The sequence below is a fragment of the Alistipes sp. AF48-12 genome (assembly GCF_003477565.1).
Taxonomy (GTDB): Bacteria; Bacteroidota; Bacteroidia; order Bacteroidales; family Rikenellaceae; genus Alistipes_A; species Alistipes_A hominis.
This window is the reverse complement of the sequence record NZ_QUDJ01000011.1, coordinates 44,046-66,762: the sequence shown is the minus strand read 5'-3', so window position 1 is coordinate 66,762 and position 22,717 is coordinate 44,046. Positions and strand designations below refer to the sequence as shown.

35 protein-coding genes and 2 pseudogenes are annotated in these 22,717 nt (G+C 52.0%); 36 read left to right on the top strand and 1 reads right to left on the bottom strand.

The annotated features are described in order from the left end of the window. Nucleotides 1–78: 78 nt before the first annotated feature. Entirely contained in the window at nt 79–1,227 is a 1,149-nt protein-coding gene (locus tag DW082_RS08385; RefSeq protein WP_101571511.1) for a porin, read from the top strand. A 191-nt stretch (nt 1,228–1,418) separates the two neighbouring features. On the opposite strand, the gene DW082_RS08380 is transcribed toward DW082_RS08385, so the two are convergent. Further along, on the bottom strand, nt 1,419–1,784 hold the full coding sequence (locus DW082_RS08380; protein ID WP_145996510.1) for a hypothetical protein: 366 nt from the start codon (nt 1,782–1,784) through the stop codon (nt 1,419–1,421). Between the two features lie 409 nt (nt 1,785–2,193). Between DW082_RS08380 and rpsL the strand changes: the two genes are divergently transcribed. From rpsL to eno, 35 genes and pseudogenes are all read left to right on the top strand, one after another. Then, a complete protein-coding gene (gene rpsL, locus DW082_RS08375) occupies nt 2,194–2,595 on the top strand; it encodes a 30S ribosomal protein S12 (RefSeq protein WP_055202346.1) in 402 nt (133 codons plus the stop codon). A 32-nt stretch (nt 2,596–2,627) separates the two neighbouring features. Next, on the top strand, nt 2,628–3,104 hold the full coding sequence (gene rpsG, locus DW082_RS08370) for a 30S ribosomal protein S7 (RefSeq protein ID WP_055202344.1): 477 nt from the start codon (nt 2,628–2,630) through the stop codon (nt 3,102–3,104). 22 nt (nt 3,105–3,126) lie between these two features. After that, nucleotides 3,127–5,231: pseudogene (gene fusA, locus DW082_RS08365) on the top strand (elongation factor G). A gap of 20 nt (nt 5,232–5,251) precedes the next feature. After that, a complete protein-coding gene (gene rpsJ / locus DW082_RS08360; RefSeq protein ID WP_055202340.1) occupies nt 5,252–5,557 on the top strand; it encodes a 30S ribosomal protein S10 in 306 nt (101 codons plus the stop codon). A 133-nt stretch (nt 5,558–5,690) separates the two neighbouring features. Next, nucleotides 5,691–6,308 (top strand): 50S ribosomal protein L3, encoded by a 618-nt coding sequence (gene rplC, locus DW082_RS08355; RefSeq protein ID WP_101571505.1) that lies wholly within the window; start codon nt 5,691–5,693, stop codon nt 6,306–6,308. A gap of 1 nt (nt 6,309) precedes the next feature. Next, nucleotides 6,310–6,939, top strand: a complete 630-nt coding sequence (rplD, locus tag DW082_RS08350) for a 50S ribosomal protein L4 (RefSeq protein ID WP_101571503.1) — start codon at nt 6,310–6,312, stop codon at nt 6,937–6,939. Between the two features lie 33 nt (nt 6,940–6,972). Next, the gene (gene rplW, locus DW082_RS08345; protein ID WP_055202334.1) at nt 6,973–7,263 is read left to right on the top strand and encodes a 50S ribosomal protein L23; all 291 of its coding nucleotides are present in this window, start codon (nt 6,973–6,975) and stop codon (nt 7,261–7,263) included. 5 nt (nt 7,264–7,268) lie between these two features. Next, nucleotides 7,269–8,093, top strand: coding sequence for a 50S ribosomal protein L2 (gene rplB, locus DW082_RS08340; RefSeq protein WP_055202332.1), 825 nt, complete (start codon nt 7,269–7,271; stop codon nt 8,091–8,093). Nucleotides 8,094–8,111: 18 nt separating this feature from the next. Continuing rightward, on the top strand, nt 8,112–8,381 hold the full coding sequence (rpsS, locus tag DW082_RS08335; RefSeq protein ID WP_026089662.1) for a 30S ribosomal protein S19: 270 nt from the start codon (nt 8,112–8,114) through the stop codon (nt 8,379–8,381). 9 nt (nt 8,382–8,390) lie between these two features. Then, nucleotides 8,391–8,828 (top strand): 50S ribosomal protein L22, encoded by a 438-nt coding sequence (gene rplV / locus DW082_RS08330; protein ID WP_055202330.1) that lies wholly within the window; start codon nt 8,391–8,393, stop codon nt 8,826–8,828. Continuing rightward, a complete protein-coding gene (rpsC, locus tag DW082_RS08325) occupies nt 8,812–9,564 on the top strand; it encodes a 30S ribosomal protein S3 (protein WP_055202328.1) in 753 nt (250 codons plus the stop codon). The genes rplV and rpsC overlap by 17 nt, the downstream gene beginning before the upstream one ends. Nucleotides 9,565–9,586: 22 nt before the next feature. Next, a complete protein-coding gene (rplP, locus tag DW082_RS08320) occupies nt 9,587–10,015 on the top strand; it encodes a 50S ribosomal protein L16 (protein WP_055202326.1) in 429 nt (142 codons plus the stop codon). A 2-nt stretch (nt 10,016–10,017) separates the two neighbouring features. Further along, the gene (gene rpmC, locus DW082_RS08315) at nt 10,018–10,215 is read left to right on the top strand and encodes a 50S ribosomal protein L29 (protein WP_055202324.1); all 198 of its coding nucleotides are present in this window, start codon (nt 10,018–10,020) and stop codon (nt 10,213–10,215) included. A 6-nt stretch (nt 10,216–10,221) separates the two neighbouring features. Then, nucleotides 10,222–10,476, top strand: coding sequence for a 30S ribosomal protein S17 (rpsQ, locus tag DW082_RS08310; RefSeq protein WP_055202322.1), 255 nt, complete (start codon nt 10,222–10,224; stop codon nt 10,474–10,476). A 2-nt stretch (nt 10,477–10,478) separates the two neighbouring features. Next, nucleotides 10,479–10,844, top strand: a complete 366-nt coding sequence (gene rplN / locus DW082_RS08305) for a 50S ribosomal protein L14 (protein WP_055202320.1) — start codon at nt 10,479–10,481, stop codon at nt 10,842–10,844. 18 nt (nt 10,845–10,862) lie between these two features. Next, nucleotides 10,863–11,186: a 50S ribosomal protein L24 gene (gene rplX, locus DW082_RS08300; RefSeq protein WP_055202318.1), complete on the top strand. Its 324-nt coding sequence runs from the start codon at nt 10,863–10,865 to the stop codon at nt 11,184–11,186. Next, nucleotides 11,186–11,742 (top strand): annotated as a pseudogene (rplE, locus tag DW082_RS08295) (50S ribosomal protein L5). The gene rplX and the pseudogene rplE overlap by 1 nt, the downstream one beginning before the upstream one ends. A gap of 5 nt (nt 11,743–11,747) precedes the next feature. After that, nucleotides 11,748–12,017 (top strand): 30S ribosomal protein S14, encoded by a 270-nt coding sequence (gene rpsN, locus DW082_RS08290; protein ID WP_055202315.1) that lies wholly within the window; start codon nt 11,748–11,750, stop codon nt 12,015–12,017. A 118-nt stretch (nt 12,018–12,135) separates the two neighbouring features. Further along, on the top strand, nt 12,136–12,534 hold the full coding sequence (gene rpsH, locus DW082_RS08285; RefSeq protein WP_055202313.1) for a 30S ribosomal protein S8: 399 nt from the start codon (nt 12,136–12,138) through the stop codon (nt 12,532–12,534). Nucleotides 12,535–12,632: 98 nt separating this feature from the next. Further along, the gene (rplF, locus tag DW082_RS08280) at nt 12,633–13,190 is read left to right on the top strand and encodes a 50S ribosomal protein L6 (protein WP_055202311.1); all 558 of its coding nucleotides are present in this window, start codon (nt 12,633–12,635) and stop codon (nt 13,188–13,190) included. A 15-nt stretch (nt 13,191–13,205) separates the two neighbouring features. Then, entirely contained in the window at nt 13,206–13,568 is a 363-nt protein-coding gene (gene rplR / locus DW082_RS08275; RefSeq protein WP_055202309.1) for a 50S ribosomal protein L18, read from the top strand. A gap of 5 nt (nt 13,569–13,573) precedes the next feature. Next, on the top strand, nt 13,574–14,092 hold the full coding sequence (rpsE, locus tag DW082_RS08270) for a 30S ribosomal protein S5 (RefSeq protein ID WP_055202307.1): 519 nt from the start codon (nt 13,574–13,576) through the stop codon (nt 14,090–14,092). Nucleotides 14,093–14,103: 11 nt separating this feature from the next. Further along, nucleotides 14,104–14,286: a 50S ribosomal protein L30 gene (gene rpmD, locus DW082_RS08265; protein WP_055202305.1), complete on the top strand. Its 183-nt coding sequence runs from the start codon at nt 14,104–14,106 to the stop codon at nt 14,284–14,286. Nucleotides 14,287–14,353: 67 nt separating this feature from the next. Beyond that, nucleotides 14,354–14,800, top strand: a complete 447-nt coding sequence (rplO, locus tag DW082_RS08260; protein ID WP_055202302.1) for a 50S ribosomal protein L15 — start codon at nt 14,354–14,356, stop codon at nt 14,798–14,800. A gap of 10 nt (nt 14,801–14,810) precedes the next feature. Then, a complete protein-coding gene (secY, locus tag DW082_RS08255) occupies nt 14,811–16,133 on the top strand; it encodes a preprotein translocase subunit SecY (RefSeq protein ID WP_055202300.1) in 1,323 nt (440 codons plus the stop codon). A gap of 14 nt (nt 16,134–16,147) precedes the next feature. Continuing rightward, a complete protein-coding gene (gene map, locus DW082_RS08250) occupies nt 16,148–16,924 on the top strand; it encodes a type I methionyl aminopeptidase (RefSeq protein WP_055202298.1) in 777 nt (258 codons plus the stop codon). Between the two features lie 5 nt (nt 16,925–16,929). Beyond that, entirely contained in the window at nt 16,930–17,148 is a 219-nt protein-coding gene (gene infA, locus DW082_RS08245) for a translation initiation factor IF-1 (RefSeq protein WP_055202295.1), read from the top strand. 77 nt (nt 17,149–17,225) lie between these two features. Further along, a complete protein-coding gene (gene rpmJ / locus DW082_RS08240; RefSeq protein WP_009132884.1) occupies nt 17,226–17,342 on the top strand; it encodes a 50S ribosomal protein L36 in 117 nt (38 codons plus the stop codon). A 27-nt stretch (nt 17,343–17,369) separates the two neighbouring features. Then, nucleotides 17,370–17,750, top strand: a complete 381-nt coding sequence (gene rpsM / locus DW082_RS08235) for a 30S ribosomal protein S13 (protein ID WP_055202292.1) — start codon at nt 17,370–17,372, stop codon at nt 17,748–17,750. A 12-nt stretch (nt 17,751–17,762) separates the two neighbouring features. Continuing rightward, nucleotides 17,763–18,152 (top strand): 30S ribosomal protein S11, encoded by a 390-nt coding sequence (gene rpsK / locus DW082_RS08230; RefSeq protein ID WP_055202290.1) that lies wholly within the window; start codon nt 17,763–17,765, stop codon nt 18,150–18,152. 117 nt (nt 18,153–18,269) lie between these two features. Further along, the gene (gene rpsD, locus DW082_RS08225; protein ID WP_055202288.1) at nt 18,270–18,878 is read left to right on the top strand and encodes a 30S ribosomal protein S4; all 609 of its coding nucleotides are present in this window, start codon (nt 18,270–18,272) and stop codon (nt 18,876–18,878) included. Nucleotides 18,879–18,902: 24 nt separating this feature from the next. After that, nucleotides 18,903–19,895, top strand: coding sequence for a DNA-directed RNA polymerase subunit alpha (locus DW082_RS08220; RefSeq protein WP_055202285.1), 993 nt, complete (start codon nt 18,903–18,905; stop codon nt 19,893–19,895). A 92-nt stretch (nt 19,896–19,987) separates the two neighbouring features. Then, nucleotides 19,988–20,572, top strand: a complete 585-nt coding sequence (gene rplQ / locus DW082_RS08215; RefSeq protein WP_101571501.1) for a 50S ribosomal protein L17 — start codon at nt 19,988–19,990, stop codon at nt 20,570–20,572. A gap of 7 nt (nt 20,573–20,579) precedes the next feature. Continuing rightward, the gene (locus DW082_RS08210; protein WP_147386993.1) at nt 20,580–20,933 is read left to right on the top strand and encodes a hypothetical protein; all 354 of its coding nucleotides are present in this window, start codon (nt 20,580–20,582) and stop codon (nt 20,931–20,933) included. 318 nt (nt 20,934–21,251) lie between these two features. Next, a complete protein-coding gene (eno, locus tag DW082_RS08205; RefSeq protein WP_055202279.1) occupies nt 21,252–22,556 on the top strand; it encodes a phosphopyruvate hydratase in 1,305 nt (434 codons plus the stop codon). Nucleotides 22,557–22,717: the final 161 nt, after the last annotated feature.

The window sequence follows — 22,717 nt, the reverse complement described above, 5'->3', positions numbered from 1 at the left end:
GATTTAATGGTATTTTTGTGCCGGATTGTGGCCGTTGCGGGATTCGACCGTCTGCCGGGCCGTTAAAAAGAATGATAAATGAAAATGAAGTTTGTGTTGATTTCGCTTTTTGTGCTGTCTTCAGGCGTCGCCTTTGCTCAGTCGGACACGGTTGCGGCCGGGAAAAAGGCGGAGCCGGTTTCGTACGTGCCGAAACTGGACGGAACGATCAAAGCGAAGATGGAGGTCGATCTGAACGGCGGGGAGTACCGGTTCAGCGTACGCAACGCCCGGCTGGGCGTTCGGGGGAACGTTTCGCCGAAAATGAATTACCGCCTTCAGATGGATTTCGGTAACGAAGGGAAAATATCGTTGCTGGATGCTTATGCCGGTTACCAGTCCGGAGGTTTTACGGCCGAACTCGGGCAGCAGCAGTACCATTTCAGCACCGATATGGATCGGGGGCCGTCCACGAATCTGTTCGCGAACCGTTCTTTCCTGTCGAAATACTTGACGAGTTATTACGGCAGCGAACTATCCGGCGGGAAAACCGTCGACTACGTCCGGACGCTCGGTTCGCGCGATCTGGGCGCGTTTTTCTCATACCGTTTCGCATCGAAACTGCCGCTGAAATTGCTCGCCGGCGTTTTCAACGGTTCGGGAATCAACAATCCCGTGTGGGGGAAACACGTGAACGTGATCGGTCGCGCGGAGCTCGGCGGCAGCGAGGGACTGCAGGGGGCGGTTGCTTATTACGACGGTTACGCTCCGCAGCATACGCGGGTTGTAGAACGCGATGGCGAAAACGTAACGGAAAATTTCGAGCAAAAGATGCGGATGGCCGGTTTCGAATTGCGTTATGTCCGCGGAAAGTTCCGGATCGAGGGGGAGTACGCGCGTCGCTATCTCGGAACCGGTAGTTCGTCGGAGGTGATGGCCGTGGCTCTCGTGCAGGGGTTCTATCGGTTCGATCTGCCCGAAAGGTCGTTTGCCCGCTACCTGTTGCCGGTCGTGCGCTGGGATCTCGGCAACGGGGTCGATTACCTGAATAGCGATACCCGACGGCGCGAGCTTTTCGATGCGAACCGGATTACGGCCGGGATCAACCTCGGATTCTCGACAAAACTGGTGCGTTCCGAGGTGCGGCTGAATTACGAAAAATACCTTCTGAAAGAGCGGCCGTCCGATTTCGCCGTCAACAAATTGTTGCACGACAAGTTTACGCTGGAAATCGTCGCGTCGTTTTAGCGGCCGGGCCGTTTGCGCAGAACCGGCCCGTCGCGCGATCCTTGTTCTCAGTCGAAGTCGCCCGGCATCGGCTGAATCCGTATGCGGCAGAATCATCGAAAAAACATACCGGGCCGCCCGTTTGGTAGGGCGGCGATCCATATTCCGAAAATATTCCGACGGGTTTTCTCCGGCGTTTCGGCGGACGACGGTTATTTGTAAATCATTCCGATTCGCTGCGTGCCTCCCCAGCGGTTGACCTGTATTTGCTGCGCGTCGATTACCTCCTGTCCGCGCAGGATGCGGAACGATAGTTTGAACGGAGGAGTGTCGGCGACGATGTCGGACGGCGGGTCGGCCGTCGGCACGGCATAGACGGATGCTGCGACGGACGCCGCCGGATCGGAAGTTTGGACGCTGTAGGTCGTTTCTTTGCGGATCGGGCTCGCGTCCGTATGCTCGACGGCGATTTGACGCTCTTCGGAGTCGTAAGAAGCGAGGCTCAGGTGCAGATTCATTCGTTCGCCGGCCGGATCGTCGCATCGCGCTTCCAGGCGGAAAATAGCGGTTGTTCCCACGGATTTCAAATTTAAACGTTTCTCCGCCGGGGTATCCGGCCGGTTCGATTCGAGCCGGCCGGACACCATGATTTCCCGGTTGATACCGAGCAAAATTACGACAAAACGGCAGATTACAAAAAATAAGTTTCAGAAATATTTAGAGGTGATTTGTAATGTATTAATGTTTTGTTGAACAGTTGTTTGCGTGTTTGTGTATTTATTTTGTTTATTATGTTGTTGAAATCATAAAAATAAATGATAGTCACTAATGTGTTGAACGGCATGAAAAAGCCTGAAAAACACGGATTATCAGTGAAAAAAGATCGATAAATATTGCGGTTTCGAAAATTATTGGTATCTTTGCACTCCGTTTTGTGTGAATGGAACAGATTTTTAACCAAACAAAGTAAAGGAAAAAGTAAGTAAAATGCCAACTATTCAACAGTTAGTACGTAAGGGAAGGTTGACGCCGAGCTTTAAAAGTAAAGCTCCCGCGTTGGATGCATGTCCGCAACGTCGTGGCGTATGTGTTCGTGTTTACACGACCACTCCCAAGAAGCCGAACTCGGCTATGCGAAAAGTAGCCCGTGTGAGATTGACCAACGGGAAAGAGGTGAATGCCTACATCCCGGGCGAAGGTCACAACCTGCAGGAGCACTCGATCGTGCTCGTTCGCGGTGGCCGTGTGAAAGACCTGCCGGGTGTTCGTTATCACTTGGTGCGCGGAGCGATGGACGCCGCAGGCGTGGACGGTCGCAAGCAACGCCGTTCGAAGTACGGGGCCAAAAGGCCGAAAGCAGGAGCAGCAGCGCCCGCAAAGAAAAAGTAACCATTAAATCAAACACAAAGACTTTTTAAACAATGAGAAAAGCGAAGCCTAAAAAGCGAATTCTACTTCCAGATCCCAAATTCGGAGACGGACTTGTGACAAGGTTTGTAAACAACCTTATGCTGGATGGTAAGAAGAGTATTGCCTATACGATTTTCTATGATGCCATAGAGATCGTGGGTGAGAAGATGAAGGATGCGGACAAGGCTCCCCTTGATATCTGGAAAAAAGCCCTCGAGAACATCACTCCCCAGGTGGAGGTGAAGTCGCGTCGCGTGGGCGGAGCAACCTTCCAGGTACCGACGGAAGTGAGACCCGAGCGTAAAGTTTCAATAGCAATGCGGAACCTTATCCTTTACTCTAAAAAACGCGCAGGTCGATCGATGGCGGAAAAAATGGCTGCTGAAATTCAAGCTGCGTACAACGAAGAAGGCGCTGCCTTCAAGCGGAAAGAAGAGATGCACAGAATGGCCGAAGCCAACAAGGCTTTTGCCCATTTCAGATTTTAATTTGTGAAGCGAGGGTAATTATATGGCAAGGGATTTAACATATACGAGAAATATCGGGATCATGGCTCACATCGATGCCGGTAAAACGACTACTTCGGAACGTATCCTTTTCTACACGGGAAAAACCCATAAAATCGGCGAGGTGCACGAAGGTGCCGCTACGATGGACTGGATGGTTCAGGAGCAGGAACGTGGTATTACCATCACTTCTGCTGCGACGACCGCTTTTTGGCAGTACAAAGATAAGACCTATCAGATCAATATCATCGACACCCCGGGTCACGTGGACTTCACCGCCGAGGTGGAACGTTCGCTGCGCGTGCTGGACGGTGCGGTGGCCACGTTCTGCGCCGTGGGCGGCGTGGAACCCCAGTCCGAAACCGTATGGCGTCAGGCCGACAAGTACCGCGTGCCGCGTATCGGTTACGTAAATAAAATGGACCGTACCGGCGCCGATTTCCTGAACGTTTGCGCTCAGGTCAAGGAGCGTCTCGGAGCCAATGCGTTGCCGGTCGTTCTGCCGATCGGGGCCGAAGACAAATTCGCCGGTTTGATAGACCTTATATATAATAGGGCTATTATTTACGACGATTCGAAAAAGGCCGATCTGGTAAACTATACTTACGAGGAGATTCCCGAAAACATGAGGCCGAAGCCGCCGAATGGCGCGCCAAGCTGATCGAAGAGGTCGCGTCGGTAGACGACGCCTTGATGGAGAAGTTCTTCGAGGATCCCGATTCGATCACGTCTGACGAGTTGATCGCCGCGATCCGCAAGGCTACGATCTCGATGACGGTCGTGCCGATGCTCTGCGGTTCGTCCTTTAAAAATAAAGGGGTGCAATTGCTGCTCGACTACGTGATGGCATTCCTGCCGTCGCCGGTGGATATCGAAGCCGTTATCGGCACCGATCCGCGCACCGGAGAGGAAACCAGTCGCAAACCGGTTGAATCCGATCCGTTCTGCGGTCTGGCGTTCAAAATCGCTACCGACCCGTTCGTGGGCCGTCTGGCATTCGTCCGCGTTTATTCCGGAAAGATGGAAGCCGGTTCTTACGTGCACAACAGCCGTTCTTCGAAAAAGGAACGTATCAGCCGTATCTACCAGATGCATGCCAATAAGCAGAATCCGATGGAAGTGATCGGAGCCGGCGATATCTGCGCCGCGGTCGGTTTCAAGGATATCCGCACCGGCGATACGTTGTGCGACGAACAGCATCCGATCGTGCTCGAATCGATGACTTTCCCCGAACCGGTGATCGGTCTGGCTATCGAACCGAAAACGCAGAAAGACCTCGATAAGCTCGGTATCGCGCTCGGCAAACTGTCCGAGGAAGACCCGACCTTTACGGTGAAGACCGACGAAGATAGCGGACAGACCGTCATCAGCGGGATGGGCGAACTCCACTTGGAGATCATCGTGGACCGTTTGAAGCGTGAGTTTGGCGTCGAAATCAGCCAGGGCGCTCCGCAGGTGAACTACAAGGAGTCGCTGAAATCGAAAGTTCAGCACCGCGAAGTGTTCAAGAAGCAGACCGGCGGTCGCGGTAAGTTCGCCGACATCATCTTCGAAATCGGCCCTGCCGAAGAAGGCAAGATGGGACTCGAATTCGTCGATGTCGTGAAGGGCGGTAATATTCCGAAGGAATACATCCCGTCGATCCAGAAAGGGTTCGAATCGGCCATGTCCAACGGCCCGTTGGCAGGCTTCGCGCTCGACAGCATGAAGATCACGCTGATCGACGGTTCGTTCCACCCGGTCGATTCCGATGCGCTCTCTTTTGAAATTTGTGCCCGCAACGGTTTCCGCGAGGCTGCCCGTAAAGCTTCTCCGGTAATCCTCGAACCGATCATGAAGGTCGAAGTGGTGACTCCCGAAGAAAACATGGGCGACATTATCGGCGACCTGAACAAACGCCGCGGACAGATCGCCGGCATGGAATCGCGCGGCAACGCCCGCGTGGTGGATGCCAAGGTGCCGTTGTCGGAGATGTTCGGCTACGTTACGGTGCTGCGTACGATCTCGTCGGGACGCGCTACTTCTTCGATGGAGTTCTCTCATTTCGAAGAGGTTCCTGCGAACCTTGCCAAGGAGATTATCGAAAAAACAAATGGTAAAAAGGAATAATCCGTAGATTTATCAGAATTATGAGCCAGAAAATAAGAATTAAATTGAAATCATACGATCATAACCTCGTCGATAAATCGTCGGAAAAGATCGTAAAGACTGTGAAAGGTACGGGGGCGGTCGTAAGCGGCCCGATTCCGCTGCCTACGCAGAAGAAGATTTTCACCGTAAACCGTTCGACTTTCGTCAATAAGAAAGCGCGCGAGCAGTTCCAGTTGTGCACTTTCAAACGGATCCTCGATATCTACAGTTCGACTCCGAAGACGATCGATGCGCTGATGAAACTCGAGCTGCCCAGCGGCGTAGAGGTGGAAATCAAAGTCTGATCGCAGTACCCAAGTTGAATAACAAACGTTTTTAACAAAAGGCGGAAGGCTTGTAAGGACGGCGGCCTGTTTCGTACGGGCTGCCGGGGCCTTGCAAGTGGACTTCGCCTCCAATACTAATTAACAGACAAAAATGTCAGGACTAATTGGAAAAAAGATCGGAATGACTTCCGTGTTCGGTGCCGACGGTAAAAACATACCGTGCACCGTAATCGAAGCTGGTCCCTGTGTAGTTACGCAATTGAAGACCCCCGAGAAAGATGGTTACTCGGCAGTCCAGATTGCCTATGACGAAACGACCGAAAAACACACCAGCAACAGTTTACTGGGCCATTTCAAAAAGGCCAACACCACTCCGAAACGGAAACTGGTCGAATTCACCAGCTTCGAAAACGAATTGAACCTCGGCGACGTGATCACCGTGGATATTTTCGAAGAGAACGACTGGGTGGACGTTACGGGCATCTCCAAAGGCAAGGGCTTCCAGGGCGTTGTGAAACGTCACGGGTTCGCCGGTGTCGGCGGACAGACGCACGGCCAGCACAACCGTCAGCGCAAGCCGGGTTCGCTGGGTGCCTCTTCGTATCCGTCGCGCGTGTTCAAAGGCAAACGCCTTCCGGGCCGTACCGGCGGAGAGCGCGTTACGGTGCTCAACCTGCGTATCGTTAAGAAACTTCCCGAAAACAACCTGCTTCTGGTGAAGGGTTCGATTCCGGGTGCAAAAGGTTCGTACTTATTAATCGAAGACTAACATGGAAATAGCTATCTATAACGTTTCAGGGAAAGATACCGGCAAAAAGGCCGTCCTGAAAGATGAGATTTTCGGTATTGAGCCCAACAACCACGCGATCTACCTCGATGTCAAGCAGTATCTGGCCAATCAGCGTCAGGGAACCCACAAGTCGAAACAGCGTAACGAAGTGGCCGGCTCGACCCGTAAACTGAAGAAACAGAAAGGTACCGGCGGCGCACGCGCCGGCAGCATCCTGTCTCCGCTGTTCGTAGGCGGCGGCCGCGTATTCGGCCCGGTTCCGCGCGATTACAGCTTCAAGCTGAACAAGAAACTCAAACAGCTCGCCCGTAAAAGTGCCCTTGCCTATAAGGTCAAAGGCGAAGCCCTGACGGTCGTGGAGGATTTCGCGATGGAAGTTCCGAAGACCAAAGAGTTTATCGGCATTACCAAGAACCTGAACCTCGAAGGCAAGAAGATTCTGCTGGTTCTTCCCGAATCCAATGCGAACGTAGCGCTGTCGGCCCGTAACCTGCAGAACGTAAAGGTGGTTTTGGCGTCGAACATCAATACGTACGACGTGATGAACGCCGGCAACATCGTATTGGCCGAAGGTTCCGTGAATGTAATTAATCAAATGTTCGGATTATAGGCTACCGTCCGTCCTAAAAATTAGCATGACACAATGGATATATTAATTAAGCCAATTTTAACCGAGAGAATGGCGGCTCAGGGCGAAAAGCTGAACCGTTACGGTTTTATCGTAGATCCGAGGGCTAACAAACTGCAGATCAAGGATGCCGTCGAGGCGATGTACAATGTGGTTGTTATGGATGTAAATACTCTGAATTACATGGGCAAGCTCAAAAGCCGCTACACCAAGCACGGACTTTTGGTCGGACGCGCCAACAATTTCAAGAAGGCGATCGTCACCCTGAAAGACGGAGACAAGATTGATTTTTACAGTAATATCTAAGAGAGATGGCAGTAAGAAAGTTTAAACCCATGACCCCGGGTACCCGCCACAAAGTGATCGGTACCTTTGACGATATTACTTCGTCTACACCGGAAAAATCATTACTCAGCCCTCTGAAAAGTTCCGGCGGCCGCAACAACAGCGGTAAAATGACCGTCCGTTATATCGGAGGCGGTCACAAACGGATGTATCGTATTGTCGATTTCAAACGTGACAAAGATAACATGAGCGCCCAGGTGAAGACCATCGAATATGATCCGAACCGTTCCGCTCGCATCGCTCTGCTCTGCTATCCCGACGGCGAAAAACGTTATATGCTCGCCCCGAACGGACTGCAGGTGGGACAGACCGTATCGACCGGAGCCGGCGTGGCCCCCGAAGTGGGCAACACGCTGTTCCTCGCGGATATTCCGCTGGGTACGGTGATCCACAACATTGAACTCTACCCCGGACAGGGAGCCGTGATGGCTCGTAGTGCCGGTACCTACGCACAGCTTCTGGCTCGTGAAGGTAAATTCGCTATTATTAAGCTTCCTTCGGGTGAAACCCGTATGGTGCTCGTAACCTGCCGCGCAACGATCGGCGTCGTGTCGAATCCCGACCACAGCCTCGAATCGCACGGTAAAGCCGGCCGCAAACGTTGGCTCGGACGCCGTCCGCGCAACCGCGGTGTATCCATGAACCCGGTCGATCACCCGATGGGTGGTGGCGAAGGCCGTTCTTCGGGAGGACACCCGCGTTCACGCAAAGGTCTTCTCGCCAAGGGTTACAAGACGCGCGATCCTAAGAAGACTACGTCTAAGTTCATCGTATCCAGAAGGAAAAAATAATTTAAAAATAGTAGCATAATGAGCCGATCATTAAAAAAAGGACCATACATCGAGCCCAAACTGGAAGCGAGAGTCATCGCTCAGAACGAGGGAGGCAAGAAGTCTGTCATCAAGACGTGGTCGCGTGCAAGCATGATTTCGCCCGATTTCGTCGGACAGACCATCGCCGTGCACAACGGGAATAAGTTTATTCCTGTATATGTAACAGAGAACATGGTAGGACACAAGCTGGGCGAATTCGCTCCGACTCGCAACTTCCGTGGTCATTCAGGTAATAAGAAAAAATAGTAGGTAAAAATGGGTGCAAGAAAAAGCATAAGAGCCGAAAAATTGAAGGCCGAAAAGAAGCAGACGGCGATTGCCGTACTCCGCGACTGCCCGACCTCGCCGCTGAAGATGCGCATCGTCGCCGACATGATCCGCGGCATGGAGATCAATAAAGCGTTGGGTACCCTTCGTTACAGCAAGAAGGCAGCTTCGATCAGATTGGAAAAACTGTTGCGTTCGGCGATCGCCAACTGGGAACAGAAAAACGAAGGACAGCGTTTGGAAGACAATACGTTGTGCGTGAAAGAGATTTTCGTGGACGGCGGCAAGATGCTCAAACGGATCCAGCCGGCTCCTCAGGGCCGCGCACACCGTATCCGGAAGCGTTCGAACCACGTTACGGTCGTAGTCGATAAAATGGTAGTTAAAGCAGATAAAAAAGTTAAAGCAGATGGGACAGAAAGTTAATCCGATAGCAAACCGACTTGGTATCATCCGCGGTTGGGATTCCAACTGGTACGGCGGGAAGGATTTTTCCAGCAAGCTCGTCGAGGATGCTAAGATCCGCAAGTATCTGAATGCCCGTCTGGCTAAGGCAAGCATCTCGAAAATCATCATCGAACGTACGCTGAAGCTCGTAACCGTTACGATTTCTACGGCACGCCCCGGCATTATTATCGGCAAGGGCGGCCAGGAGGTCGACAAGCTGAAAGAAGAACTTCGTAAGTTGACCGGCAAGGAGATCCAGATCAATATCTTCGAGGTCAAACGTCCGGAAATCGACGCCGTGATCGTCGGTAACAACATCGCACGTCAACTGGAAGGCCGTATTTCGTACCGCCGGGCGATCAAAACCGCCATCGCATCGACGATGCGTATGGGCGCCGAAGGGATCAAGATTCAGATCTCGGGTCGCGTGGGCGGAGCCGAAATGGCCCGTAACGAAACCTATAAGGAAGGCCGTATTCCGCTGCACACGTTCCGTGCCGACGTAGATTACGCGCTCTCCGAAGCCCTGACCAAAGTGGGTCTTCTGGGGATCAAGGTGTGGATCTGCAACGGTGAAGTATATGACAAGCGCGACCTGTTCCAGATCTCGGGAGTCAATGCGCAGGCATCGGCCGGCAACCAGCAGGGCGGCGGTTACCGCGGCGACAAGCCGCGCGGCGGACGCGATAACAAAAAAAGAAAAAATAATAAGTAGGACTTCTTAAAGCGATAATAGCATGTTACAGCCAAAAAGAACCAAATTCAGAAGAATGCAGAAGGGCCGCATGAAGGGCAACGCACAGCGCGGAGCTCAGCTTGCGTTCGGCTCGTTCGGCATCAAGGCTATGGAATCTACTTGGATAACCGGTCGCCAGATAGAAGCCGCACGTCAGGCCATCGTGCGCTGCATGAAACGTGAAGGTCAGATCTGGATCCGTATATTCCCCGATAAACCCATCACGAAGAAGCCTGCCGAGGTACGTATGGGTAAAGGTAAAGGTTCTCCCGAAGGATTCGTCGCTCCGGTTACTCCGGGCCGTATCCTGTTCGAAGCGGAAGGTGTTCCGATGGAAGTTGCGCAGGAGGCGCTCCGTCTGGGCGCCCAGAAACTTCCGATCACCACTAAATTTGTAGTAAGAAGAGATTACACTGAAAATTCGATTTAGAGATGAAAACTTCTGAAATAAGAGAACTTACCGTGGCTGAAATCGAGGAGAGAATCGATGCGGAAAAAGCGAACCTGCTCCGCCAGAAGCTCAACCACTCGGTTTCTCCGGTAGAGAACCCGACCACATTGAAAAAGGCACGCAGGGATATTGCCCGCATGATGACGATCCTTGCCGAAAAGCAAAACGTAAAAAGTTAATTACCCATGGAAAGAAATCTCAGAAAGGAAAGAATCGGGGTGGTTGTCAGCAATAAGATGGATAAATCCGTTACGGTTGCCATAAAGAGAAAGGAGAAACATCCGATCTACGGTAAGTTCGTGAACAAGACGTCGAAATTCGTCGCTCACGATGAAACCAACACCTGCAACCCCGGCGACACCGTGCGGATTGCCGAAACAAGACCTCTCAGCAAGACGAAGCGTTGGAGATTAGTAGAAATCATAGAAAGAGCTAAATAGTCATGATACAACAGGAAAGCAGACTAACGGTAGCTGATAACAGCGGAGCGAAGGAAGTCCTTTGTATCCGTGTGCTGGGCGGAACGGGAAAACGTTACGCGTCCATCGGCGATAAAATTGTGGTGACCGTCAAGAGCGCTACCCCTTCCGGAGACGTGAAGAAAGGTACGGTATCGAAAGCGGTCGTAGTCAGAACCAAGAAGGAGATCAGACGCGCCAACGGATCCTACATCCGTTTCGACGACAATGCCGTGGTGCTTCTGAATAACCAGGGAGAAATGCGCGGAACCCGTATCTTCGGGCCGGTTGCCCGCGAATTGCGTGATTCTTACATGAAGATCATTTCACTTGCTCCCGAAGTATTGTAATTTTTAAAAGATTTCAAGATGTCAGTAAAATTGCATATTAAGAAAGGGGACACGGTGATCGTCAACGCAGGCGAGAGCAAGGGTCAGCAGGGAAAAGTGCTTCAGATCCTTGTCGACGACGAGCGCGCGATCGTTGAAGGTGTGAACATGATCAGCAAGCACACCAAACCCAACGCCAAGAATCCCCAGGGCGGTATCGTAAAGCAGGAGGCTCCGATCCATATTTCGAACCTGCAGCCGATCGACCCGAAAAGCGGCAAAGCGACCCGTGTCGGGCGCAAAGCCGACGCAGAAGGTAAATTAGTACGTTACGCTAAAAAGTCAGGGGAGGAGATTAAATAATGACTTACGTTCCTACACTAAAGAAAATGTACAAGGAGCAGGTGGTGCCTGCGCTTGTAAAGGAATTTGGTTACAGCAGCGTAATGCAGGTTCCCGTGCTCGAGAAGATCGTGATCAACCAGGGCCTCGGCCAGGCCGTCGCCGATAAGAAGATTATCGAAACGGCTCTCGACGAATTGAGCAAAATCACCGGTCAGAAGGCGGTTACGACTAAGTCCAAAAAGGATATTTCGAACTTCAAACTCCGTAAGGGGATGACCATTGGCGCCCGCGTGACGCTGCGTCACAACAAGATGTACGAATTCCTCGAAAGGCTGGTTGCCGTGGCGCTGCCGCGTATCCGCGACTTCAAGGGGATTAACGACAAATTCGACGGTCAGGGCAACTATACGCTCGGAATCACCGAACAGATCATCTTTCCGGAAATCGACATCGATAAGATCACGAAGATTCTGGCATGGAGATCACGTTCGTGACGTCCGCCGCTACCGACGAAGAGGCTTATGCGCTGCTTAAACAGTTCGGCCTTCCGTTTAAGAACATTAAAAAGAACTAAGCAATATGGCAAAAGAATCAATGAAAGCCCGCGAGGTGAAACGCCTCAAACTGGTAGAGCGTTACGCTGCCAAACGGGCTGCGCTGAAAGAAGCCGGGGATTACGAAGGTCTGGCCAAGCTGCCGCGCAATTCGAACCCGATCCGCCTGCACAACCGTTGCAAACTGACCGGCCGCCCGAAAGGATACATGCGGATGTTCGGCATCAGCCGTATCCAGTTCCGCGAAATGGCTTCCCAGGGGCTGATTCCCGGCGTGAAGAAAGCGAGCTGGTAGATATTTTACGATTACGGGTTAAAAATTAGGTGATGAATTACGAATTTTTTTCGTACCTTTAGCGCCTGATTTTTAATCTGTAAATTGTAATTTTTACACAATAACTAATTTTAATAACATGACAGATCCAATTTCGGATTTTCTGACGCGAGTCAGAAACGCGGTGAAAGCCAACCACAAGGTGGTTGAAGCTCCCGGTTCAAAAATGAAACAGGCGATCACGAAGATCCTGTTCGAACAAGGCTATATCCTGGCCTACAAGTTCGAGGAGGATGCGAAGGGTCACGCTGTTATCAAAATTGCCTTGAAGTACCATCCGGAAACCAAGGTGAATGCGATCAAAGGCCTTAAGCGGGTAAGCCGTCCGGGTTTGCGCCGTTACGCCAGCGCAGCAGAGATGCCCCGTGTGTTGAACGGCCTGGGAATAGCTATCGTATCGACTTCCAAAGGCATTATGACCGACAAGAAAGCCCGTCAGGAAAATGTGGGCGGTGAAGTACTGTGCTACGTTTATTAATCTGTAAAAGAGGTAAACGCGATAGTTTGTCGTCCGTATGCCGCGAGGCCCGAACCCGCGGAGGAAGGACTTTTGAAAACCAAATGAATTAAGAAGAAATGTCAAGAATTGGAAAATTACCTGTAGACCTGCCCGCCGGTGTGACGGTTACCGTTGGCGCCGATAACGTGGTGAGTGTGAAAGGACCTCTGGGGCAACTCAGCCAGCAGGTTGATCCGGATATTACCGTGAAGGTGGAAGGAAACGTGTTGCACGTGACCCGTCCGACCGATCAGCCCCGTCACCGCTCGATGCACGGTCTGTACCGTGCGTTGATCCACAACATGGTTGTGGGGGTTTCGAAAGGATACGAAATCAAGCAGGAACTCGTCGGCGTCGGTTTCAAAGCCGAAGCCAAAGGACAGATTCTCGAACTGAGTCTCGGATACTCGCACGATATTTATGTGATGCTCCCGCCCGAAGTCAAGGTGGAAGCCGTTACCGAGAAGAAAGGCAACCCGATCGTGACGCTGAAAAGCGCCGACAAACAGCTCATCGGACAGGTGGCTGCGAAGATCCGCTCGTTGCGTAAACCGGAACCGTACAAAGGGAAAGGTATTAAGTTCGTGGGTGAGCAGCTCCGTCGCAAGGCTGGTAAATCTGCTAATGCTAAATAGTAAAATCGTACAATTATGTCATTGAATAAGGTAGAAAGAAGAGCGCGCATCAAACTGCGCATTCGCAAGATTGTCAGCGGAACGGCACAGAAGCCTCGGATGTCTGTGTTCAGAAGCAACAGGCATATCTCGGTACAGCTTATCGACGATCTGAACGGTGTTACTTTGGCAGCGGCCTCGTCGCGGGACAAGGAAGTGGCAGAAAAAGTGGCCGGTCTGAACAAGGTGCAGGTTGCTGCCCTGGTCGGCAAATTGGCCGCCGAACGCAGCGTACAGAAGGGTATCACCGAAGTATCGTTCGACCGAAACGGATACCTGTATCACGGTAGAGTAAAAATGTTAGCGGACGCCGCCAGAGAGGGTGGTCTTAAATTCTAAGCGATATGTCAAATACGAACATAAAAAAGGTGAGAACAAGCGACCTCGAGCTGAAAGACCGGCTCGTAAGCATCCAGCGCGTTACCAAGGTAACCAAGGGTGGTCGCACATTCAGCTTTTCGGCAATCGTTGTGGTAGGTAACGAAAACGGCGTCGTAGGCTACGGCCTCGGCAAAGCCGGCGAAGTGACCTCCGCCATTGCCAAAGGGGTTGAAGATGCGAAGAAAAACCTTGTTAAAATTCCCGTGCTGCACGGAACGATCCCGCACAAACAGGAAGCCCGTTACAGCGGTTCGCTGGTGATGATCCGTCCGGCCGCTCCCGGTACCGGCGTAATCGCCGGAGGCGCCATGCGTGCCGTGCTTGAGAGCGTCGGTATCCGCAACGTGCTTGCGAAGAGCAAAGGTTCGTCGAACCCGCACAACCTGGTGAAAGCCACCGTTGCCGCGCTGTTGGAACTGCGCGATGCATACAGCGTGGCTCAAGTGCGCGGCGTATCACTCGACACAGTATTTAACGGATAATTCGTCAGGAAATGGCTAAATTGAAAATCACACAGATCAAAAGCCGCATCGGTTCGTCTGCACTCCAGAAAAGGAACCTCGATGCGCTGGGACTTCGCAAGATCAATCAGACCGTTGAGCACGATGATTCGGCTATCATACTGGGCATGATCGCAAAAGTGAAGCACCTCGTAAAAATTGAAGAAGTAAAATAGTTATTCTAATCCACCGCGAAGGGGCGGCCGCGAGGCGGCTCCGGGTCGGTAAATAACAGAAAAACGGATGAATCTTAGTAATTTAAAGCCCGCAGAAGGGTCGACCGGCAAAGAAAAACGGATCGGCCGCGGTCAGGGATCCGGACATGGCGGAACGGCGACGCGTGGACGCAACGGCGCTCAGTCGCGTTCGGGATACTCTTCGAAATTAGGTTTCGAAGGAGGCCAGATGCCTTTGCAGAGACGCTTGCCCAAATACGGTTTTACGAACCTGAAAAGAGTGGAATACAAAGGGATCAACCTCGGTGTTCTGGAAGAGCTGGCAACCAAGAATTCCCTGAAGAGCATCGATGTGGAAACGTTGATCGAAGCCGGTTTCATTTCGAAAAACGACCGGGTCAAAATCCTTGGCAACGGAACGCTTTCCGTAGCGCTCGAAGTTACCGCGCATGCATTTTCAAAATCGGCTGCGGCTGCTATCGAAGCACAGCAGGGTAAGGTTGTAAAACTCTAACTTTTCAGTAATGAAAAAACTAATCGAGACCATCAAGAATATATTCAAGATCGAAGAGCTGCGCAAGAGAATCCTCTTTACGCTCTCTTTGCTTCTTGTATATCGCTTCGGTAGTTTTGTGGTGATTCCGGGTATCAATCCGGCTGCTCTGAACGACCTTCAGAGTCAGGTGGATGGCAACGGATTGCTGGGGCTGCTGAATATCTTCTCCGGAGGAGCATTCAGCAACGCCTCGATTTTCGCGCTCGGAATTATGCCCTATATCTCTGCTTCGATCGTAATCCAGTTGCTCGGAATCGTAGTTCCCTACTTCCAGAAACTGCAGAAAGAAGGGGAGAGCGGCCGCCGCAAAATCAACCAGTGGACCCGCTACCTGACCATTATCGTGCTGTTGCTGCAGGCTCCGGCCTATCTGGCCAATTTGCACGGTACGCTGCAACCTTATGCTTTCGTATTGGGTTCCGGCGCATTGTTCACCGTCAGTGCGACGATCGTGCTGATTGCCGGTACGATGTTCGTGATGTGGCTCGGCGAGAAGATTACCGATAAGGGGATCGGAAACGGCGTGTCGCTGATCATCATGGTGGGAATCATCGCCCGGCTGCCGCACGCGCTGATGGCCGAGTTGAATACCCGTTTTACGGAATCTACCGGTGGTTTCGTGATGCTGATCGTCGAACTGGCGCTGTTGTTCCTGGTTTTCGCGGCTACGATCGCTCTGGTACAGGCTGTCCGCAAGATTCCGGTGCAGTATGCCAAACGGATCGTAGGCAACAAACAGTATGGTGGCGTCCGTCAGTACATTCCGCTGAAAATCAATGCGGCAGGCGTGATGCCGATCATCTTCGCTCAGGCGTTGATGTTCATTCCCGCCCTGTTCAGCAAGTTCGAATCGACCAGTGCGATCGGTACGGCATTCAGCAACTATTCGGGTTTTTGGTACAATCTGGTGTTCGGATTACTGGTTGTGGCATTTACCTATTTCTATACAGCAATTACCGTGAATCCCAACATGATGGCGGAGGATATGAAACGTAACGGCGGTTTTATCCCGGGCGTGAAACCCGGCAAGAAAACGGTCGATTACCTCGATACCATCATGACGAGGATCACGCTGCCGGGTTCCGTTTTCCTTGCGATCGTGGCGATTCTGCCCGCTTTTGCGATGAAACTCGGAATCAACAATCAGTTTGCGCTGTTCTATGGCGGAACCTCGCTGCTGATCCTGGTGGGCGTTATTCTCGACACCCTGCAGCAGATTGAAAGCTACCTGCTCCTTCGTCACTACGACGGTTTGATGAAGACCGGACGGATCAAGGGCAGAAGCGCTTAAGCGGATTTGGTTTTATGATATATCTGAAGACACACGAAGAGATCGAATTACTCCGGGAGAACAACTTGCTCGTGAGCGCTACGTTGGCTGAACTGGCTAAGCACATCAAGCCGGGCGTGACGACCCTCGAGTTGGATAAAATAGCCGAAGATTTTATCCGCAGCCACGGGGCTGTTCCCAGTTTTCTCGGATACAACGGTTTTCCGAACACGCTTTGCATGTCGGTCAACGAACAGGTTGTACACGGGATTCCCTCTTCGAAAACCGTTTTGAAAGAAGGCGATATTCTTTCGGTGGATTGTGGCACATTTATGAAGGGGTTTTGTGGTGATTCTGCCTACACGTTTGCTGTAGGGGAGATTGCTCCGGAAGCGGAGAGTCTGCTCAGAGTCACCAAAGAGGCTCTTTATAAAGGGGTCGCACAGGCGAAACCCGGCAATCGCGTAGGCGATGTCGGCAATGCTGTGCAGGAACATGCCGAAAAGCACGGATACTCCGTGGTACGGGAGATGGTGGGACACGGCCTCGGCCGCAAAATGCACGAAGATCCTCAGGTACCCAATTACGGAGCCAGAGGCCGGGGGCCGCTGCTGAAAGCGGGCATGGTCATCTGTATCGAACCCATGATCAACATGGGGAAACGTGATATCGTTTTCGAACGCGACGGCTGGACGGTGCGTACGCGGGATCGCAAACCGGCGGCTCATTTCGAGTTTGCCGTGGCGATTACCGAGAACGGGCCCGATGTCCTGACGGATTTCGGAATTATCGAAAAAGCAATTAACAACTAAGCTCTATGGCGAAACAAGCTGCTATTGAAAAGGACGGAACCATTATCGAAGCGTTGTCCAATGCGATGTTCCGGGTGGAACTCGACAACGGCCATGTGATTACCGCCCATATTTCCGGGAAGATGCGGATGCACTACATCAAGATCTTACCGGGGGATAAAGTGAAAGTGGAGATGTCTCCTTACGATTTGACGAAGGGGCGCATCTCGTTCCGCTACAAATAGGTAGCCCGGCTACATGAGAGGACAGACCCGGGAGGGAATGTCGCGATTTACAACACACACATTAAGATGTCTGAAAAATGAAAGTTAGAACATCCATCAAAAAGAGAAGCGAGGATTGCAAGATCGTGAAGCGTAAAGGCCGCCTTTATGTGATCTGCAAAAAGAATCCCAAGTTGAAAATGCGCCAAGGTTAGTTAAAAAATTAAAAGTGATTATCATTTATGGCACGTATTGTCGGTGTAGATTTACCCAAAAATAAAAGAGGCGAGATAGGCTTGACCTATATCTACGGTATTGGAAGAAGTACCGCTCGCGCGATCCTTGAGAAAGCACAGATCAGTTACGACCTCAAGGTGAAGGATTGGAGCGATGAGAATATTGCCGCCATCCGTAACGTCATTGCCAGCGAAGGTTACAAAGTCGAAGGAGAGTTGCGTTCGTCGGTTCAGTTGAACATCAAGCGTCTGATGGACATCGGTTGCTACCGTGGGATCCGTCACCGTTTGGGGCTTCCCGTTCGCGGACAGAGCACGAAGAACAATGCCCGCACCCGCAAGGGACGCAAGAAAACCGTAGCTAACAAGAAAAAAGCAACTAAGTAATATCAGAGAGTTATGGCTAAAAAAACAGGAGCAGTTAAAAAGAAGGTTGTCAAAGTTGACGCTCAAGGTATGGCCCATGTGCACTCGACTTTCAATAACGTAATCATTACGCTGACCAATGCAGCCGGCGAAGTGATCAGTTGGAGTTCCGCCGGGAAAATGGGTTTCAGAGGTTCCAAAAAGAATACCCCCTATGCAGCACAGACAGCGGCAACGGATTGTGCCAAAGTTGCATACGATATGGGACTCCGTAAAGTGAAGGTGTATGTGAAAGGTCCCGGCGCAGGTCGTGAATCAGCCATTCGCACCATCCATGGAGCTGGTATCGAAGTGCTCGAGATCATCGATGTTACTCCGCTGCCTCATAACGGATGCCGTCCCCCCAACCGTCGCCGCGTGTAATTGACGGTTTCAGGGATATCCGGGGCTTTGCTGTTACGACAGCGGTGTTCCGGCGATCTCTGGACGGATCGAAACGTTTTGGATGGAAACTCTGAAAAACAAGAAAAATTTCTAACAATGGGAAGATATATAGGACCAAAAACAAAAATCGCCAGAAAGTTCGGCGAGGCAATTTTCGGGACGGATAAGGCGCTTGAGAAGAAGAACTATCCCCCGGGACAACACGGACTTGCCCGTAAACGCAAGAAAGTATCCGAATACGGTACGCAGTTGCTCGAAAAACAGAAGGCTAAGGCGATTTACGGTGTGCAGGAAAAACAGTTCTACAGGACTTACGAAGCTGCGGCTCGTCTGGGCGGTATCACCGGTGAGAACCTGCTGAAGTTGCTCGAGTGCCGTCTGGATAATGTGGTTTACCGTCTGGGGATCGCCCCGACGCGCGCCGCAGCCCGGCAGTTGGTGTCGCACCGCCACATTACGGTGAACGGCAACGTTGTCAATATTCCGTCCTACTCGCTCAAAGAAGGGGATACGGTTGGTGTACGTGAGAAATCGAAATCGTTGGAAGTGATTCAGGACGCTCTGGGCAGCGGTCGTCGCAGCCGTTTCGCATGGCTGGAGTGGGAAGGCGCTCAGATGACGGGCAAGTTTCTGTCGAAGCCCGAACGCGCCGACATTCCGGAGAATGTCAACGAGCAACTGATCGTGGAACTGTACTCTAAGTAGTAATTTAATCGAGGAGCAATAATTATGGCAATATTAGCATTTCAAAAACCTGAAAAGGTAATCATGCTCGAATCCACCTCTTCTTTCGGACGGTTTGAATTTCGTCCGCTGGAACCGGGATTCGGGATGACGGTCGGCAACGCACTGCGCCGCATTCTTCTTTCTTCGCTGGAAGGGTATGCGATCACGACGGTGAAAGTGGCCGGCGTAGACCATGAATTTGCTGCTATCCCCGGTGTTATGGAAGGAATGCTTGAGATCATTTTGAATCTCAAACAGGTACGTTTCATTAAAACCGTCGAAAGTGCCGACAGTGAAAAGGTGCGGGTCAGCGTAGCCGGCCAGACCGAACTCACGGCCGGGTACATTTCGAATTTTCTTACGAACTTTAAGGTGTTGAATCCCGATCTGGTGATCTGCCGGCTCGATGCGGACGTAAAGCTGCAAATCGAGTTGACGATCGGCAAAGGGCGCGGATACGTGCCCGCCGAAGAGAACCGTCCCGCCGACGCGGAGTTCGGTCTGCTTCCGATCGATTCGATCCACACACCGATCAAGAATGTAAAATATTCGGTCGAAAACTACCGTGTAGAGCAGAAAACCGACTACGAGAAACTCAACTTGGAGATTACGACGGACGGTTCCATTCACCCGAAAGATGCACTGAAAGAGGCTGCTAAAATATTGATTCATCACTTCATGCTCTTCTCAGATGAAAAAATTACACTGAACCTCGAGGAAAACAGTGCTACGGAGGAATTTGACGAAGATGTGCTTCACATGCGTCAGCTGTTGAAAACCAAACTTTCCGATCAGGATCTTTCGGTGCGTGCGCTCAACTGCCTGAAGGCCGCCGAAGTGGAAACCGTGGGAGATCTGGTGCGTTTCAACCGGAACGATTTGCTTAAATTCAGAAACTTCGGTAAAAAGTCGCTCTCCGAGCTCGACGATTTGCTGACGAATCTGAATCTCCATTTCGGTATGGACGTATCGATCTACAAGCTGGACAAGGATTAACCGGAACTGCGACAGTAACGGGTCTGATCCGGACTCCCGGCGAAGGAGGATCGGTTTTTAACCTGGAAGCAAAAATTTAAGATCACGTAATTATGAGACATAACAAAAAAATTAACCACCTTGGCCGGCAGGCAGCGCACCGCAAGGCGCTGTTGGCCAACTTGGCAAACTCCCTGATCCGTCACAAACGGATCAATACGACGGTTGCCAAAGCAAAGGCTCTGAGAATGTACGTCGAGCCGTTGATTACCAAATCCAAACTGGATACGACTCATTCGCGTCGTGTTGTTTTCAGCTACCTGAAGGACAAGCAAGCCGTTGCCGAGCTGTTTCGCGAGATCGCTCCGAAGATCGCCGACCGTCCGGGCGGTTACTGCCGGATTCTGAAGACCGGTTTTCGCTTGGGGGATGCTGCCGAGATGTGCTTCATCGAACTGGTAGACTTCAACGAAACCTACACGAAGGAGGCGAAAGTGGCTGAAAAACCGAAAACGCGTCGTAGCCGTTCGGGTGCTAAGAAAGCTGCCGAACCGGTCGAAGCCGCTGCGGAAACGGTCGCTACCGATACCGAGGCTCCTGCGGAAGAGGTCAAGAAAGCGCCTGCAAAGAAGGCCGCCGCAAAAAAGCCCGCTGCTAAAAAAGCGGCGGAAGAGGCTCCTGCCGAAGAAAAGGCTTAATAAAACGTTGCTTCATACGAAGAGCGGGGATTCCAAGAATCCCCGCTCTTGTTTTATGCCGGTACGGCTGCCGAAATGCGGAGGGATACGTGCCGTTCGGCCGGACGACGTTCGGGGATGTCGGTTGCTTCGGGCCGAATACCTGACCGCGCGGTTTCCGGAAGATGCGGGCCCTTTATGTTTTTACGCCGCCGGGAATGTGGATCACGACATGGCCGAGATTCCGATGTGCGATTTCCGGAAGGCGATCCTGGATTTTATGGCGCGGTTTGTGAAGGGAAAAAGCCGCTGGCGCTCGATACCGGCGAAACGCGTGCCGACCGGGCGGAGGCGAAAAAAAGACTTTACGATGCGGGATTAAGTCACGGCCTGTTTCGTACCTGTGCTGGACCGGAAGCGGAATATTGAGGTCGGTCGGAGCCGATGTCGTACGGATTTCCGGTCGAAATTCTCCGGAAAACAGACAATATTCCGACGCATTTTTTACCGGATTCAGGGAAACGACACGTTGTAAAACTTGTTTAATCCGGCGCGATGCACTATCTTTGAAGCGTTTTCGATTTCTGCTGATGCCGGGTATTCGCCGGTAAAAGCGTTGGAAATACGAGGGGGCCCTTAGGTGGCGGCGTTGCGATCGAAACAGATAAACCGATTATAAACTAATTTAAGGAAAATTGTCATGGGACAGATTATCAGTGTTCATGCAAGGGAAATCCTCGACTCGAGAGGAAATCCGACGATTGAAGTGGAAGTAACTACCGCAAGCGGGGCTGTCGGCCGTGCAGCCGTTCCGTCCGGAGCCTCTACCGGCGAAAACGAAGCGCTCGAACTGCGCGACGGCGACAAGGGGCGTTATGGCGGAAAAGGCGTGTTGAAGGCCGTTCAGAATGTGAATGAAATCATCGCCAAGGAGATTCTCGGTATGCAGGTGACCGATCAGGTCGGCATCGACAAAACGATGATCGCGCTCGACGGAACCGCTACCAAGAGCAACCTCGGCGCCAATGCGATTCTCGGCGTGTCGCTGGCTTGCGCTCATGCCGCGGCCAATTTGCTCGGTATGCCGCTGTACCGCTATATCGGCGGAACGAACGCCAAGACGCTGCCTGTTCCGATGATGAATATCATCAACGGCGGTTCGCATTCGGACGCTCCGATCGCGTTTCAGGAATTTATGATCCGTCCGGTCGGAGCCGCTTCGTTCCGGGAAGGGCTGCGCATGGGCGCCGAGGTGTTCCACGCGCTGAAGAAAGTGTTGCACGACCGCGGACTGAGTACGGCCGTAGGCGACGAGGGCGGTTTCGCTCCGGCTCTGAACGGTACCGAAGACGCGCTGGAATCGATCATCGAGGCGATTAAGAAAGCCGGTTACAAGCCGGGCCGCAAGTGCGAAGGCGGCGATGTGGCTATCGGTATGGACTGCGCCTCTTCCGAATTTTACAAAGACGGTATCTACGACTATACCAAGTTCGAAGGCGCCAAAGGTGCAAAACGCACCTCTGCCGAACAGGTCGCTTACCTCGAACAGCTGATCGCGAAGTACCCGATCGACTCGATCGAGGACGGTATGAGCGAAAACGACTGGGACGGCTGGAAAGCGCTGACTGACAAGATCGGCGACAAATGCCAGTTGGTCGGCGACGATTTGTTCGTAACGAATGTGGAATTCCTGAAAAAAGGGATCGAGATGGGCTGCGGCAATTCGATTTTGATCAAAGTGAACCAGATCGGGTCGCTGACAGAAACGCTCGATGCGATCGAAATGGCTCACCGCGCCGGTTACACTTCGGTTACGTCTCACCGTTCGGGCGAAACCGAGGACGCAACGATCGCGGATATCGCGGTAGCTACCAATTCGGGCCAGATCAAGACCGGTTCGCTGAGCCGTTCCGACCGGATGGCCAAGTACAATCAGTTGCTCCGCATCGAAGAAGAACTGGGCGACGAGGCGATCTACGGGTATACGAAGATTTACAAGAAATAAGACTGTTTTCCGGCTGTCGCCGGGGCAAAGAAGAGGAAGCGTCCGCAAGGCCGCTTCCTCTTCTGCTTGAAGAGCGGTTATCTCGTAATGGACAGTGGTTTAGCCGGAGTCGGAATATGTAAAAGGCAGGCCCCGTGAGGGGCCTGCCTTTTGTATGCGGT